Origin of the sequence: Nocardia amamiensis NBRC 102102 (genome assembly GCF_001612745.1) — a bacterium.
GTDB lineage: Bacteria > Actinomycetota > Actinomycetes > Mycobacteriales > Mycobacteriaceae > Nocardia > Nocardia amamiensis.
Genome location: NZ_BDBA01000256.1, coordinates 1 through 14,748, shown reverse-complemented (window position 1 = coordinate 14,748; position 14,748 = coordinate 1). Strand labels below are relative to the sequence as shown.

General features: G+C 67.6%; 12 protein-coding genes and 2 tRNA genes. 9 read left to right on the top strand and 5 right to left on the bottom strand.

The window, feature by feature from the left end:
• Together NA4_RS33865 and NA4_RS33860 are read left to right on the top strand one after the other, a co-directional pair.
• Positions 1-1,161, top strand: a 1,161-nt coding sequence (locus tag NA4_RS33865; RefSeq protein ID WP_245671709.1) for a thiamine pyrophosphate-dependent enzyme, incomplete at its 5' end; no start/stop codon positions are given.
• 549 nt (positions 1,162-1,710) lie between these two features.
• Positions 1,711-1,914, top strand: coding sequence for a cold-shock protein (locus NA4_RS33860; protein WP_014987157.1), 204 nt, complete (start codon positions 1,711-1,713; stop codon positions 1,912-1,914).
• 74 nt (positions 1,915-1,988) lie between these two features.
• On the opposite strand, the gene NA4_RS33855 is transcribed toward NA4_RS33860, so the two are convergent.
• Both NA4_RS33855 and NA4_RS33850 read right to left on the bottom strand, forming a co-directional pair.
• A complete protein-coding gene (locus NA4_RS33855; RefSeq protein WP_157129461.1) occupies positions 1,989-2,795 on the bottom strand; it encodes a nucleotidyltransferase domain-containing protein in 807 nt (268 codons plus the stop codon).
• A 61-nt stretch (positions 2,796-2,856) separates the two neighbouring features.
• Positions 2,857-3,453, bottom strand: a complete 597-nt coding sequence (locus NA4_RS33850) for a TetR/AcrR family transcriptional regulator (RefSeq protein WP_067479454.1) — start codon at positions 3,451-3,453, stop codon at positions 2,857-2,859.
• 78 nt (positions 3,454-3,531) lie between these two features.
• Here NA4_RS33850 and NA4_RS33845 point away from each other — a divergent pair, with 78 nt between their 5' ends.
• A complete protein-coding gene (locus NA4_RS33845) occupies positions 3,532-3,984 on the top strand; it encodes a VOC family protein (protein ID WP_067479452.1) in 453 nt (150 codons plus the stop codon).
• A gap of 943 nt (positions 3,985-4,927) precedes the next feature.
• Here the strand turns inward: NA4_RS33845 and NA4_RS33840 are convergent.
• Positions 4,928-6,637: an alpha/beta fold hydrolase gene (locus NA4_RS33840; protein WP_067479450.1), complete on the bottom strand. Its 1,710-nt coding sequence runs from the start codon at positions 6,635-6,637 to the stop codon at positions 4,928-4,930.
• A gap of 71 nt (positions 6,638-6,708) precedes the next feature.
• On the bottom strand, positions 6,709-7,263 hold the full coding sequence (locus tag NA4_RS33835; RefSeq protein WP_067479448.1) for a TetR/AcrR family transcriptional regulator: 555 nt from the start codon (positions 7,261-7,263) through the stop codon (positions 6,709-6,711).
• Positions 7,264-7,408: 145 nt separating this feature from the next.
• Between NA4_RS33835 and serA the strand changes: the two genes are divergently transcribed.
• Together serA and NA4_RS33825 are read left to right on the top strand one after the other, a co-directional pair.
• On the top strand, positions 7,409-9,007 hold the full coding sequence (gene serA / locus NA4_RS33830; protein WP_067479446.1) for a phosphoglycerate dehydrogenase: 1,599 nt from the start codon (positions 7,409-7,411) through the stop codon (positions 9,005-9,007).
• Between the two features lie 245 nt (positions 9,008-9,252).
• The gene (locus NA4_RS33825; protein WP_067479444.1) at positions 9,253-10,260 is read left to right on the top strand and encodes a 3-isopropylmalate dehydrogenase; all 1,008 of its coding nucleotides are present in this window, start codon (positions 9,253-9,255) and stop codon (positions 10,258-10,260) included.
• Between the two features lie 334 nt (positions 10,261-10,594).
• On the opposite strand, the gene NA4_RS33820 is transcribed toward NA4_RS33825, so the two are convergent.
• Positions 10,595-11,749, bottom strand: coding sequence for an MFS transporter (locus NA4_RS33820; protein WP_218022500.1), 1,155 nt, complete (start codon positions 11,747-11,749; stop codon positions 10,595-10,597).
• A 222-nt stretch (positions 11,750-11,971) separates the two neighbouring features.
• Here NA4_RS33820 and NA4_RS33815 point away from each other — a divergent pair, with 222 nt between their 5' ends.
• The 4 genes from NA4_RS33815 (at position 11,972) to NA4_RS33800 (ending at position 14,696) form a co-directional block, all read left to right on the top strand.
• Positions 11,972-12,784, top strand: a complete 813-nt coding sequence (locus NA4_RS33815; RefSeq protein WP_067479440.1) for a fumarylacetoacetate hydrolase family protein — start codon at positions 11,972-11,974, stop codon at positions 12,782-12,784.
• Positions 12,785-12,797: 13 nt separating this feature from the next.
• Positions 12,798-14,282, top strand: a complete 1,485-nt coding sequence (gene gltX, locus NA4_RS33810; protein ID WP_067479438.1) for a glutamate--tRNA ligase — start codon at positions 12,798-12,800, stop codon at positions 14,280-14,282.
• Positions 14,283-14,403: 121 nt separating this feature from the next.
• Positions 14,404-14,475: transfer RNA gene (locus NA4_RS33805), tRNA-Gln, on the top strand.
• 148 nt (positions 14,476-14,623) lie between these two features.
• A tRNA-Glu gene (locus NA4_RS33800) sits at positions 14,624-14,696 on the top strand.
• The last annotated feature ends 52 nt before the right edge of the window (positions 14,697-14,748 follow it).

Here is a 14,748-nt window from a genome sequence, read left to right as displayed (position 1 = left end):
CGACGCCCGCTGCTGGTGCTCGGCGGCGGAGTCCGCTATTCGGGTGCCGGGCCCGCCGTGCTCGAGCTCGCCGAACGCCATGGCATTCCGATCGTGGAGACCACCGCGGGCCGCACGTTGGTGGCGCACGACCATCCGTTGTACGCGGGTCCGCTGGGTATCACCGGCTCGGCGTCGGCGAACGCGATGGCGGCCGAGGCCGACCTGGTCCTCGCGGTCGGGACCCGCTTGCAGGACTTCACCACCGCGTCCTGGACCGTGTTCGCGCCGGACGTCCGCCTGGTGACGATCAACGTGGCCCGGTTCGACGCGGTCAAGCACGGCGCCCTCGCTGTGGTCGGCGACGCCGACGCCACCGTGCGCGAGCTGGCCTGCCAGCCGGGAGAGTGGCGCATCGATCCGGAGTGGACGGCCCGAGCGGCGGCGCTACGCAGCATCTGGGACGCGCACATCGACAAACTCCGCGCGCCGACTCCGGGTATGCCGAGCTACGCCCAGGTCGTCGGCGCGGTGAACGACCTGAGCGGGCCGGGCGACTATGTGATGACGGCCTCCGGTGGCCTGCCCGGCGAACTGGTGGGCGGCTGGCGTGCGACGGGCGGCGCACCCACCATGGACGTGGAGTACGGCTTCTCCTGCATGGGCTACGAACTAGCGGGCGCGTGGGGTGCCGCGATGGCCCATACCGATGGCGTAGTCACGACGCTGCTCGGGGACGGCTCCTATCTGATGCTGAACTCGGAATTGTTCTCGGCCGCCTTCGCCGGGCACCCGTTCGTCGCGGTGGTCTGCGACAACGACGGCTACGCCGTGATCGCTCGCCTGCAAGAAGGCCAAGGAGGCGCCCCGTTCAACAACTTCTACGCGAATTGCCGCACCACCCGGGAAAGTCCGCCTCGCGTCGACTTTGCGAGCCATGCCGCGGCCCTGGGCTGTTCTGTCCGCACGGCTGCCGACCTGGACGAGTTCCGCGACGCCTACGCGCGGGCGCGCGCCGCTGCGGCCGCCGAATCGCGTCCGGCCGTGGTCGTGGTGCGGACACAGCAGTCGGCGTGGACCGAGGCGGGCGCTTGGTGGGAGGTCGGCGTGCCGGAGCACCTGCCCGGCCGTGGCGAATTCGACGAGACCAAACCGCGCCAGCTGCGCTATCTGCGTCCGTGAACAGAACTTAACCAACGGTGCGCCCAGCGGTCGGACGACGTACGCTGAGGTGTCGGAGTCTGCGTGCTGTAGGCTGTAAAGCGTTGGGGCACAACGGAACTGGTAACAGAGGACCCGTGCCGCGTGGACGAAGGAAACGTTCATGGTGCCGGGTGGGGTGGCCTGATGTGATCGAGGTGTGTTCGTCGAAGTCGACGGCGGGCCCATCCGACTGGAAGTGCGGGTACCCGATGGCTGTGGCGGCGAGGCCGTCCGCATCGGGGCCCAACGAGCGTGGGAGGTGAAGACGCGGTCCGCCGTGAGCGACAGCACGGCGCGCTCTCGCGCACGATGGAGCCGAGCGAGGCGCAGTCGTGGGCGAGCGTCAGCGCATGCGCCGGAAGCGCCGCGCACGACGCCGGCCGAGCGCAAAAATTCGGCCAGTCGTGAGCGTTAGCTCACAGTTGGTGGGACCGAACGTGAGTAATTCGTCCGATCGTGGCATCGTTGATCTACGAGACCGGGGCATATCGATGAACACAGACCTGGCTCGTCTACAGAAAGTATGAAATGGCTCAAGGCATTGTGAAGTGGTTCAACAGCGAGAAGGGCTTCGGCTTCATCGCGCAAGACGGCGGAGGACCCGACGTCTTCGTGCATTACTCGGCTGTGAGCGGCTCGGGTTTCCGGTCCCTCGATGAGGGGCAGCGCGTGGAGTTCGAGATCGGCCAGGGACAGAAGGGTCCCCAGGCCCAGGACGTCCGCGTTCTCTGATCGCGACCAAGCTTCTAAGGCTCCGCACCCGATGGGTGCGGGGCCTTTCGCCTGTTCAGAGGGCTAGTGATCGGTCAGCCCGCCAGCGCCTCGGAGCGGAAGAACTCCGCGGCGATCGCCCGTGCGCGCGTGGGATCACGGCGGCCGGACTTGGCGAACGCGTCGGCGGCGCGGGTAAATTCTGCGTCGATAAACGCGGTAATCGGTGCGGGGACCAACCCGCTGCCCATCTCGCGGGTCCGCGACTTCAAGTCGGTCAGCTCGGTCACCGCCGCCGACAATTCGGCAGGCAGGTCGCACTGCCGCAGCAGCGTCGGCAGATGCATCGGCGCCACCGCCGCCGCGGGATGCTCGCGCAGCCACCGCAGCGCCATCGCCGGACGCAGAGCATAGAACACCTTCTTCAGCGACCCCGTGCGGTCGAACAGCGCCCACTGCTTGGCGCCGAGGTGCAGGTAGTGCCGTCCCACTTTGTCGCGGTCGGCGACCTCGTCGGCCACCGCGTGCAATCGGTCGCGGAATCCCGCGTCGCCGCGGTAGGCGATCGGTGACATCAGCCACTCGATGAGCACGGCGTTGCCCTGCACCAGCAGCCGCAGCGCCTTGGCCAGATCCCAGCCGTTCACATCGAGCAGGCCCGCGAGCGGTGTCTCCACCACATCGCGGGTACGCCACGGGGACAGGTAGGTCTCCAGCGCCGCGACGTACACGAACCGGCAGTCGTAATCCGAGTCGGGGGACGGGAACCCCCAAGCGCGGCTGCCGCTTTCGATCGCGAGCCGGATCGACACCCGGTGCTCCCGCTCGATCCGATCCAGCTCACGATCGATGGACCCGACAACCGTCGGGTCCATCGAAGCCGGAATCGCGCGCAGGGACATGGGCCGATGGTAAGTGCCGGAGCAACCGTGTCGCAGCTGCTTTTCGTCCGCGGCGAACGCGTCAGGCGGGCCGGGTGCGCAGCGCGTCGAGCAGCCGGTGCAGTGCGGCGGTGGTTTCGGCGAGCGCTCGCGGATCATCGGTCGAGGCGAGCCAGAGCGCGGCCTCGTTCATCGCGCCGGACAGCAGGCGGGCCAGCGGCTCGGTCGGCTGCGGCGCCAGCACACCTTCCTCGACCAGCAGGTGTAGCGCCTCGCCGAGGTGGCGGGCGGAACTGGCCTCGTCCATGGCCCGCCATTCGTGCCAGCCGAGCACCGCTGGGCCGTCCACGAGCATGATCCGCTGAATCTCCGGAGCGGTGCAGGTGACCAGAAATGCCTCGCAGCCCACAATCAGTTGGGACCAGGCGTCGGACTCGGCCTCCGCCGCCGCGGCGACCCGCTCGCCGACTTCCTGCTGCACCTCGTCGAGCACCGCTCGGAACAGTGCGGCCTTGCTGTCGAAGTTGTGATAGAGCGCGCCTTTGGTCACTCCCGTGGCCGCGACGATCTCTGAGAGGCCCACGGCGCCATAGCCTTTCGCCGCGAAAAGGTGTCGGCTCGTGCGCAGCAGGGCACGGCGCGTCTCTTCGCGCTGCTTGGCGCGCATGGTGCTCGGCATCGGTGGTTCTCCTGTTGACGTACCGAAAGTACGTGAACTAGCCTACTTGACATTCCATCGGTATGTGAAGGGCAAGCAATGAAACTCACCAGCTTCTACCCCGTCGTCTGCACCACCCGCCTCGCGGAGTCGCGGGACTTCTACACCACGTGGTTCGGCTTCGAGATCACCTTCGAGGCCGACTGGTACGTCAGCCTGCGCAGGCCCGGCGGCGCCGACGGGCCCGCGTACGAGCTGGCTCTGCTGGACTACACGCACCCGACCGTGCCCGCCGCGTTCCGTAATCCGGTGCAGGGGCTGCTGCTGAACTTCGAGGTCGAGGATGTCGACGCGGAATGGGACCGCTTGGTGGTGCAGGGTGGCCTGCGCGCCGAAATGGACATCCGTACCGAGGAATTCGGTCAGCGGCACTTCATCGTCGCCGACCCCGCTGGCGTCCTGGTCGACGTGATCACCGAGATCCCGCCGAGCCAGGAGTACGCCGAGCAGTTCAGTGCCGACTATGTGGCCGAGAAGTTCGGGGCCAGCTGACGGGGGAGTCACGGGTGTATCGACAAGGCCCGCTGTCCTATGCCGGGTCGATAGCTCTTCGTCGATCGACTGAGGGAGTCGTGCCGCGCTCGGCCCCGCGTGGGCGTGGCCGAGCGCGATCGGCGGTGCGGAATGCCCGTGTCGGCGTCGCCACGCGGGCGTCACGACGATGTGGCCCGGGTCACCGTCTGCTCGTCTCGACCACGCGTAGCGGAATCCCGCTCCGGCCTCGGATATCGGCGCCGATATGGCTCCGTTATTTGCGAGGTCAGGGTAATCGTGCGGAATCATCAGTTATTCGGAGGCTCTATTGCCGAGCGTCTGTCGCGGATGGCGTGACTGTCCTGAATTTCTGAGAGAATCGGCCGAGCTCAATTTCTCAGGACTTTCTTATGGAGTCCTTAGTTTAGAAAATCAGACGCGCCGACGGGCGGCCATGACCTGGTCAAACGACTAAAAGTGCACGTTGACGGCTTGACATTGAGTGATGTGGGTCACGACTGGCATGTAACGTGCCGTGCATCACTAATTATTCGAATTCCGTAACCGTCGCTGTCCGGCCCTCGATGTGCTCCATGTCAGCCAGTTCGACTGGATAATGTTTCGAGGAAGAGGTATTTCCATGATCCCCGTTATCATCGACACCGGTAGCGCTGCCGCGAACGGTCTTTTCAACACCCTCGGCGCCGCGCTGCACGGTCTTGTCGACACGCTGTGGACGGGCTCCTTCGGCGGCCGCTGACCGACGTGACGGTCGAGGAGATCGACCGGTTCTCGCGCCGACGGACGGCGTGATCGAGCGGGCCCCCGCACCCGGGCTGGTGCGGGGGCCCGCCGCTGTCCGAGACTCGCCGCCCCGCGACGGCACAGTGCTCAGGAGAAGGCGCGTGCCCGAGGGCGTTCGCGGAACTCGGCACGTGTGACGAGAGACGTGTGAGCGAGGTCAGTTGCGAGCGCCGACGGTGGACATCTGGACGAGCTCGGCCGCAAGCCGCTGCGGATGGGTCAGCTGCGGGTAGTGTCCAGTGCCCTCGATCGAGATCGACTCCCTCGATGTCGTGATGGTGATCGGATCCATGGAGCCGGTGACGATCCGCACCGGTACCTCGACCCGATCCAGCACTGCGCGCAACTCCTCGCGCTGCGTGGAGGCGCTCGCGCGGCGCAGCGCGCCAAGAGTTCGTGCCGCGACGCCGGGCCTGCGCAGATTCGCCGCGGCGCTCGCGATCGCCGCGCTCTCGGGCACTCCGAGCCGTTTCGCCAAGGCGGCGGCCGAGATTCGTCGCATGACCGGCAACGTCAGCGGCGAGCGCAGCAGCATTCCGGCCTGCGGCTGCAAGAACGCGGGCGCCACCAGGACCACACCGGAGATCCGCTCCGGATGCTCGGCCGCGTATCGCAGTACCGGTCCGCAGCCGAGCGAATGGCCGACCAGCACCGGCCGGGTGTGCACCGGGGCGAGCAGCCGCGGCAGTGCTGTATCGATGTCGCCGGGCGCCGACCGTCCGAGTCCAGGAAGGTCGATGGAGAGACTCGGCCCGTCCAGCTCGGCGCGCACCGTGTTCCAGGATTCGCCGTCCACCGGAAGGCCGTGCACCAATACGTAAGCCGGGCGTTCGCGATCCCCGCTCACCCAGACGCCGTGGTCGAATCCCGCGGTCGGATCGTCCGCCACCGCGCCGAACCGGCTGGCGACGAGATGATCTGCCCACGCGAGAATGGTCGCCTCGGTGGACGGCATGGTGAGCCCGGCGCGTCGCGCTACCGCGTCCGCCGCGGCGGTGTCGTAGCGGTCGTCGGCGATGAAGGTCATCGTCTCCGGATCGGCGCCGGTCAACGCGCGGGGGAGTTTGGCGATCACACCGGCCGGAATCGAGAACCGCGGTGCGCGGACTCCCAGGTGGCCTGCCAGCAGCCGAATCAGCTTCGGCAGCACCGGAGTTCGATCGTCGAGGACGGTGTAGGACCGGCCAGCGGTATCGGGGAGAGCGGGCAGACTGATCAGGAAATCGGTGAAGTAGTCCAGATCGACGATGGGCACGAAGGTCTCCGCGCCGCCGGGAATCGCCGCGAGCTTTCCATTCCACAGATCCTCGACCACGCTCGACAACCCGATGTATTGGCCGGGGCCGATCACACTGCTCGGATTCGCGATGGTGAGCGCGACGCCGAGTTCCGCCGCGCGCCGACGCAGCAGCGGATCCGACTCGAACTTGGACGCGCCGTACGCGCCTCTCTCGTAGTACTGTTCCTCGGATTCCTCGACGGTGATCCGGTATCCCGTGATGTGCACGACGCGCCGGAGTTCCGGCAGGGCTGCCGCCCAGTCGAGCACGCGCAGCGCCCCGGTGACGTTGACCGCGTACGCGTCCTCGGCCGCGAGTCCGAACGCGAAGCGGGCCGCGCAGTTGTACACGTCGCGAATGCCGGACGAGTCGAAACCGGCGGGGAGGGCGAGATCCGGCGCGGTGACATCGCAGGCGATGATCTCCAGCCTGCTCGCCTCCACCCCGCGCCGGCGCAGCCAGCCGGTGAGCCGCTCCTCGCTACCGGGCCGCAAGGCGGCGGCGACGGAATGTCCCTGCGCGAGCAAGCGGGCGACCGCGTTGCGGCCGAGGAACCCCGCGGCTCCGAACACGATGCTGTCGGACATGAGCTACTCCTTACTAGACCGGTCTACATATTTTGTTGACCTGCAAAAAGGTTCGTGTAGTGACAGTGGATTCAGATCAGGTTGTGCAGGGTGCGCTCGACCCGTTCCAGAGGTTCGCGGCTGCGTTGCGCACGAGCCAGCAGCAGTGCGCCCTCGACCATCGCGAGCACCGCGGCGGCCAGGTCGTCGGCGTCGGCACGGCCATCGGCCCGCAGGCGGATGCGCAGCGCCTCCTCCCAAGCCGCGTAGGCGGCGGCGCACTCGGCTTGGATCGGGTCGTTCGCCGCCGCCACGTCCAGGGCGACCGTGGCGACCGGGCAGCCCTGCTGCCAGCCGGATGCTTCCAGGCGATCACCGAACGCTTTCAGCATCGCGCTCGCCGCCGCGGCGGTGTCGCCGGGCTCGATGGTGTCGATCAGCGCCGCGATGTCCTTGCCCGCTTGGGCGATCGCCGCCGCGACCAATTCGTCCTTTCCGCCAGGGAAGTGGAAGTACAACGAGCCGCGCGGCGCCCCACTGCTCGCCAGGATCTGGTTGAGACCCGCGCCGTAGTAGCCGTGCCGCTCGACCAGCGCCCGCGTGGCGTCGACCAGTTTGCCGCGTGTCTCGGTGCCTTTCACGCCCATGCTGAAGACTGTAGACCGGTCTGCATATTTTTGCCAGCGAGACGACTGAGGACGGCCGCCTACCAGGTGGTAGGAGCGGTCGGAACCGCGCGCACTAAGCTGGTCGGCGGTAACTGCCGACCCGATTCCCTCAGGAGTAACCCACGTGAGCCAAGCAGGCCGTCCTGTAGTTCTGATCGCCGACAAGCTCGCCCAGTCGACCGTCGACGCGCTCGGTGACGGTGTCGAGGTTCGGTGGGTCGACGGTCCCGACCGGCCGGCCCTGCTGGCCGCGGTGCCCGAAGCCGACGCGCTGCTGGTGCGTTCGGCGACCACGGTCGACGCCGAGGTCCTGGAAGCCGGGAAGAACCTGAAGATCGTCGCCCGCGCCGGCGTCGGCCTGGACAACGTCGACGTGCCTGCCGCCACCGAGCGCGGCGTCATGGTCGTGAACGCGCCCACCTCGAACATCCACACCGCCGCCGAGCACGCGGTCACCCTGCTGCTGTCGGCCGCGCGCCAGATCCCCGCCGCCGACGCCACCCTGCGCGAGCACACCTGGAAGCGCAGCAAGTTCAACGGTGTGGAGATCTTCGGCAAGACCGTCGGCGTGGTCGGCCTCGGCCGCATCGGCCAGCTCTTCGCCGCGCGCCTGGCCGCCTTCGAGACCAAGGTCGTCGCCTACGACCCGTACGTGTCGCCTGCGCGCGCCGCGCAGCTCGGCATCGAGCTGCTGCCCCTCGACGAACTGCTCGAGCGCGCCGACCTGATCTCCATCCACCTGCCGAAGACGCCGGAGACCAAGGGCATCATCGGCAAGGAGGCCATCGCCAAGACCAAGCCGGGCGTGATCATCGTCAACGCGGCCCGCGGCGGCCTGGTCGACGAGGCCGCGCTGGCCGAGGCGATCAAGTCCGGTCACGTGCGCGCCGCCGGCTTGGACGTCTTCGAGACCGAGCCCTGCACCGACAGCCCGCTGTTCGATCTGCCACAGGTCGTGGTGACCCCGCACCTGGGCGCCTCCACCGCCGAGGCTCAGGACCGCGCGGGCACAGACGTCGCCAAGTCGGTGCTGCTGGCCCTGGCCGGGGAGTTCGTGCCCGGCGCGGTGAACGTCACCGGTGGCACCGTCAGCGAAGAGGTCGCGCCGTGGCTGGACATCGTCCGCAAGCAGGGCGCCCTGCTCGGCGCGCTGTCCAACGAGCTGCCGGTCAGCGTCGAGGTCCAGGTGCGCGGCGAGCTGGCCGCCCAGGAGGTCGGCGTGCTGGAGCTGTCCGCGCTGCGCGGCATCTTCTCCGCGCACGTCGAGGACCAGGTCACCTTCGTCAACGCGCCCGCCCTGGCCAAGGAGCGCGGGATCAGCACCCAGGTCGCCACGGCGTCGGAGAGCCCGAGCCACCGCAGCGTGGTCGACCTGCGCGCCGTCTTCGGCGACGGCTCCACCCTCAACGTGGCGGGCACGCTGACCGAGCCGCAGCTGGTGGAGAAGATCGTCAACATCAACGGCCGCAACTACGACATGCGCGCCGAGGGCCTGAACCTGGCCATCCTGAACTACGAGGACAGGCCGGGCGCGCTGGGCAAGATCGGCACCAAGCTCGGCGAGGCCGGGATCGACATCCTGGCCGCACAGCTGACCCAGGACGTGGACAAGACCGGCGCCACCGTGGTGCTGCGGGTCGCCCGCGAGGTCCCCGGCGACGTGCAGGCCGCGATCGCCGAGTCGGTCGGCGCGGCCAAGCTCGTGCTGGTCGACCTGTTCTGATCCCATAGCCGAGTCGGATCCGGCTCCGAAGTACCGACGCCGCGCGCGAGACATTCGCGTGCGGCGTCGCTTGTCGGTCGGCCCCGCTCCCGGGTCCACCGCCCAGTTCCCGACTGCCCGGCCGCGCCGAGTACCGTGACGGTGCTGCGGTCACCCGGCCGGAATGTCGTGTTCATCCGACGGTCGAACCACGTGCCGCACTTCGCGGCGGCCGCGACCGGCAAACATCGAACGGAGCATTTGTCATGAAGCTTGCTGTCATCCCGGGTGACGGGATCGGGCCCGAGGTCATCGCCGAGGCGCTCAAGGTGCTCGAGGTGGTCGTGCCCGGTGTCGAGAAGACCGAATACGACCTCGGTGCGCGGCGCTACCACGCGACCGGCGAGATCCTGCCGGACTCGGTGTTGCCCGAGCTGAAGCAGCACGACGCGATCCTGCTCGGCGCGATCGGCGATCCGTCCGTGCCCAGCGGCGTGCTCGAACGCGGGCTGCTGCTGCGCACCCGGTTCGCGCTGGACCACCACGTGAACCTGCGGCCGTCCAAACTGTTCCCCGGCGTGACCAGCCCGCTGGCGGGCAACCCCGACATCGACTTCGTGGTGGTCCGCGAAGGCACCGAGGGCCCCTACACCGGCACCGGTGGCGCCATCCGCGTCGACACCCCGCATGAGGTGGCGACGGAGGTGAGCACCAACACCCGGTTCGGCATCGAGCGTGTGGTGCGATACGCCTTCGGCAAGGCGCAGGCCCGGCGCAAGCATCTCACGCTGGTGCACAAGACCAATGTGCTCACCTTCGCCGGCTCGCTGTGGCAGCGCACCGTTGACGAGGTCGCCGCCGAGTTCCCCGATGTCACAACGGCTTACCAGCACATCGACGCGGCGACCATCCACATGGTCAACGATCCGGGCCGGTTCGACGTGATCGTCACCGACAACCTTTTCGGCGACATCATCACCGACCTGGCCGCCGCCGTGAGCGGCGGCATCGGCCTGGCCGCCAGCGGCAACATCGACGCCTCCGGGACGAACCCGAGCATGTTCGAGCCGGTGCACGGCAGCGCGCCCGACATCGCGGGCCAGTCCAAGGCCGACCCGACCGCCGCGATCCTCTCGGTCTCCCTGCTACTCAACCATCTCGGCGAGACCGAGGCCGCCGCCCGCATCGAGTCCGCGGTCGCCAAGGACCTCGCGTCTCGCTCCGGCGGCGCGTCGACCGTGGAGATCGGCGACCGAATCGCCGCCGCCGTCTGACCTCGACGCGCCCCGGGGGTCCCGCCCCTGATTCGGGAGCGGGACCCTCGTTTGTCTGGGCTCCTTTGCTGGCCTTCCCGGGTCGACATCAGACGACCGTCGTTCGCGGATCTTCTGGCGGTACACGGCTCTGCTGGCCTTCGTCACGGACTCCGTGCCGCGCCTATCGCATCCGGTCGGGCCTGTCACGTCCGGTCGGCGTGCGATGGCCCGTATCGGCATTGCGCGCGGCTCGCGTCACGGGTCTCACGCTGCCCATCCCTTCGGCGTTGCGGATGGTGTGGCGGCACCGACGTGGTATCCGTTCATCAGTGGGATAGATTGCGGGAGAGCCTTATTCGGGGTCGGTGGGTACCAGGGGGACGGCGGCTACCGCTGCTGCGGCGGCGAGCAGGAAGGCGGCGGGGAAGCCACTCGCGGTGATGAGGGCGCCGGATACGGGAGGGATCGCGGCCATGGCCAGGTTCTGTCCGGTGTTCTGGATGCCGAGACCGCGGCCGCTCCAGTAGGGTCCGGCGATTTCGGCTACCGCCGTGAAGGCCAGCCCGTTGTCGGAGACGGTGATCACGGACGCGGCGATCAGCAGCGGGATGGCGGCCCACCACCAGTGGATCCACGCGGTCAGGCCCAAGCCCGCCATCGAGAGCACGGCGGCGATCGCGACCGTGCGCAGCGGACCCATTCGGCTGCCGACGCGATCCGACCACGCTCCCGCGCCGATGCGGCCCAGCGCGCCGAGAATCTGCGTGAACGTCACCAGCGCGCCGGCGGCAGCGAGCGACCATCCGATGTCGCGGTGCAGCCACAGCAGCGCGAACGTCCACACGGTGCCCTGCGGGACGACGAGCAGCACCGAGACCAAATGGATGCGCCACAGGGTGGCGTCATCGCGATAAGGGTTGGCGCGCAAGGCCGGATCCGCGGTGGAATGCGCGGGGCGCGGCGGGTCGACGATGCCCGTCAGGCAGCCGAGGGCCGCCAGGCCCGCCATCAGCGCGGGAACCAGAATCGCCGCGGGCACACCGTGGGCGGCAGCCACCGCGGGAATCGCCAATGCGCCGACGCCGACGCCGAGCGGCTGCGCGGTCTGCCGGATCCCCATCGCCAGCCCTCGCCGATGCGGTGGAAACCAGCCCACGATCACTCGCCCGCTGGCGCCGTTGGTACTGGCTGCCCCGACGCCGCCGAGAAACAGCAGCGCGCCCAAGGCGATGTGGTCGGTGGTCGCCGCCGCGGCGCAGCCGGCCGCCAGCATCAGCAGCGGGCCGCCGACCAGCACCTTGCGTTCACCGATCCGGTCGACGACGTAACCCCACGCGATGAGCGTGCAGACCAGTCCGACGGTCGGCATGGCCACCAGCAGACCCGCGGTGGCCAGCGGCATGCCGCGGTCGGTCAGCGCGGGCAGCAGGAACGGCACACCGTGGATGAAGACCGCGCTGGAGGCTTGGGCGAAGACGCCGAGACCCAGCATGGACCAGCGCCGCATCTCGTCGATCTGGATCTCGGTCGCCACCGGCCTCACCTCGATATCTCAATATATGGGATCGCAATCCCACGTTGTGAATCTCGCTGCCCACCGTACACCCGGGCGGCGGCGCGAATCGATGGCTGCGGATGTCGAACTGCTCACAACGAACGGTGTGCAATTTCCGTACCACTCGGTCGGGCGCGTTCGGGCAGGTGGCGGCGGGTCGATAGACTGCCGGGCATGCGTCTAGGTCGAGTTGCCAGTCCCGATGGGGTCGCCTTCGTCAGCATCGAAGGCGACGTAAGCGACAGCGTTGGCGGGAATGCGGGCCAGCGCGTAGCCGGATCCGCGATCGCCAAGGAGATCGCGGAACACCCGTTCGGCACACCGACGTTCACCGGCCGGAGCTGGCCGCTGGCCGACGTGCGGTTGCTCGCCCCGATCCTGGCCAGCAAGGTGGTCTGCGTCGGCAAGAACTACGCCGCCCACGCCGCCGAAATGGGCGGTCCCGCACCCGAAGACCCGGTGATCTTCCTCAAGCCGAACACTGCGATCGTCGGGCCGAACGCCCCGATCATCCTGCCGCCCAGCGCTTCTCAGGTCGACTATGAGGGAGAGCTCGCCATCGTCATCGGCCGTCCGTGCAAGGACGTGCCCGCCGCCCGCGCGCTGGACGTGGTTCTCGGCTACACCGTCGCCAACGACGTGACCGCCCGCGACCAGCAGCGTCACGACGGGCAGTGGACCAGGGCGAAGGGCTACGACACGTTCTGCCCGCTTGGTCCGTGGATCGAAACCGCTATCGACCCTTCGGATCTGGAGATCGTCACCGAACTCGACGGCGAGGTGCGCCAACGCAGCCGCACTTCGCTTCTGCTGCACGACATTCCGAAGCTCATCGAGTGGGTCACCACCGTGATGACGCTGCTGCCCGGTGATGTGATACTCACCGGCACCCCCGAGGGCGTCGGCCCGATCGGGGAGGGGCAGCAGGTGTCGGTGACCGTCGAGGGGATCGGAACGCTCACCAATCCCGTTGCCGCCAAACGCTGATCGAAAGAGAGCCATGACTGAAGTACGGGTCCGATTCTGCCCGTCGCCGACCGGAACACCGCACGTCGGCCTGATCCGGACGGCGCTGTTCAACTGGGCCTACGCCCGCCATCACGGTGGCGTATTCGTCTTTCGAATCGAAGACACCGACGCTGCTCGCGATTCCGAGGAGTCCTACCGGGCGATTATCGACGCGCTGCGCTGGCTCGGCCTCACCTGGGACGAGGGACCGGAGGTCGGTGGGCCATATGAACCGTATCGTCAGTCGCAGCGAAAAGATCTGCATCTGGACGTGGTTCGGCGTTTGCTGGAGGCCGGGGAAGCGTATGAATCATTCTCCACGCCAGAGGAAGTCGAGGCTCGCCACCGGGCTGCTGGACGCGATCCGAAGCTCGGTTACGACAACTACGACCGCGATCTGACGCCCGAGCAGATCGCGGCCTACCGAGCCGAGGGGCGGCCCGCCGTGATCCGGCTGCGAATGCCCGACGAGGACCTTTCCTGGCACGATCTGGTGCGCGGCGAGACCACCTTCAAGGCGGGCTCCGTCCCGGACTTCGCCCTCACCCGCGGCACCGGCGACCCGCTGTACACGCTGGTCAACCCGGTCGACGACGCGCTGATGCGGATCACCCACGTACTGCGCGGCGAGGACCTGCTCTCCTCCACCCCGCGGCAGCTCGCGCTGTATTCGGCACTGCGCCGGATCGGGGTCACCGATTTCACGCCGGAGTTCGGTCATCTGCCCTTCGTCATGGGGCAGGGCAACAAGAAGTTGTCCAAGCGTGATCCGGAGTCCAATCTGTTCGCCCACCGCGAGCGCGGATTCATTCCCGAGGGTTTGCTGAATTATCTCGCGCTACTCGGTTGGGGCCTCTCCGAGGACCGCGACGTGTTCACGATGACGGAGATGGTCGAAGCCTTCGACATTTCGAAAGTAAATTCGAATCCGGCCCGTTTCGACCAGAAGAAGGCGGACGCGCTCAACGCCGAGCACATCCGATTGCTGGACCCGGGCGATTTCACCCATCGGCTTCGGGAGTATCTCACCGAACACGGCCATATCGGCGCGGAAATCGATGAGAAGGTGTTCGCCGCGGCAGCCGCGCTCGTGCAGACCAGGATCGTCGTGTTGGCGGACGCCTGGGAACTGTTGCGATTCTTGTTCGCACCAGCGGACGAGTTCGCGATCGACCCCGCCGCGGGCGCCAAGAATCTCGGCTCCGACGCCGCCGAGGTATTGCAAGCCGCTATTGCCGCGGTGACGCCGTTGCCGGAGTGGACGACCGAAGCTCTCGAAGAGGCGCTGAAAAAGGCGCTCATCGAAGATCTCGGGCTGAAACCGCGCAAAGCCTTCGCGCCGGTGCGGGTCGCGGTGACCGGATCGCATATCAGCCCGCCGCTGTACGAGTCGCTGGAGCTGCTCGGCCGGGACGTCACGCTGGAGCGGCTGCGCTCGGCAATGCGCTGGACCGCGCCGGGCCAAGCGCCGTCGTGACGCCGAAAATATGGCCTTGACCAGGCGATTTGTAGTAAACCGGTAGCCGTTTGGTACTCTTCTTCTCGGCCCGGAACACGGTCTCGAGTCATCCAGACGCGAGACGGAACGACCTGGTCATTGGGGTATGGTGTAATTGGCAACACAGCTGATTCTGGTTCAGCCATTCTAGGTTCGAGTCCTGGTACCCCAGCGGAGAGTGTTGTTTTCGACTTCGGTTCGCGGCCGAAATCATGACAGCAACCGGCGATTTGGTCGCCGGGCTTCGGCCGGTTAAGCTAGCCGAGCCTCCTGATCGAAAGATCACCACGGCGCTCCTCACGACAGTGAGAAGCAGTCCTGGCCCCGTCGTCTAGCGGCCTAGGACGCCGCCCTCTCAAGGCGGTAGCGCGGGTTCGAATCCCGTCGGGGCTACACGAGTGGAAGGCCCATGCCCACAAGGGTGTGGGCCTTTCTCGTTTCGCTA

Excerpts from the sequence above, each read along its gene's own strand:
- NA4_RS33840 (WP_067479450.1), bottom strand. The coding sequence starts at position 6,637 with ATGTCCGACAGCATCGTGTTCGGAGCCGCGGGGTTCCTCGGCCGCAAC.
- NA4_RS33850 (WP_067479454.1), bottom strand. The coding sequence starts at position 3,453 with ATGCCGAGCACCATGCGCGCCAAGCAGCGCGAAGAGACGCGCCGTGCC.
- NA4_RS33815 (WP_067479440.1), top strand. The coding sequence starts at position 11,972 with ATGCGTCTAGGTCGAGTTGCCAGTCCCGATGGGGTCGCCTTCGTCAGC.
- NA4_RS33835 (WP_067479448.1), bottom strand. The coding sequence starts at position 7,263 with ATGGGCGTGAAAGGCACCGAGACACGCGGCAAACTGGTCGACGCCACG.
- NA4_RS33825 (WP_067479444.1), top strand. The coding sequence starts at position 9,253 with ATGAAGCTTGCTGTCATCCCGGGTGACGGGATCGGGCCCGAGGTCATC.
- NA4_RS33820 (WP_218022500.1), bottom strand. The coding sequence starts at position 11,749 with ATGCGGCGCTGGTCCATGCTGGGTCTCGGCGTCTTCGCCCAAGCCTCC.
- NA4_RS33860 (WP_014987157.1), top strand. The coding sequence starts at position 1,711 with ATGGCTCAAGGCATTGTGAAGTGGTTCAACAGCGAGAAGGGCTTCGGC.
- gltX (WP_067479438.1), top strand. The coding sequence starts at position 12,798 with ATGACTGAAGTACGGGTCCGATTCTGCCCGTCGCCGACCGGAACACCG.
- NA4_RS33855 (WP_157129461.1), bottom strand. The coding sequence starts at position 2,795 with ATGTCCCTGCGCGCGATTCCGGCTTCGATGGACCCGACGGTTGTCGGG.
- NA4_RS33845 (WP_067479452.1), top strand. The coding sequence starts at position 3,532 with ATGAAACTCACCAGCTTCTACCCCGTCGTCTGCACCACCCGCCTCGCG.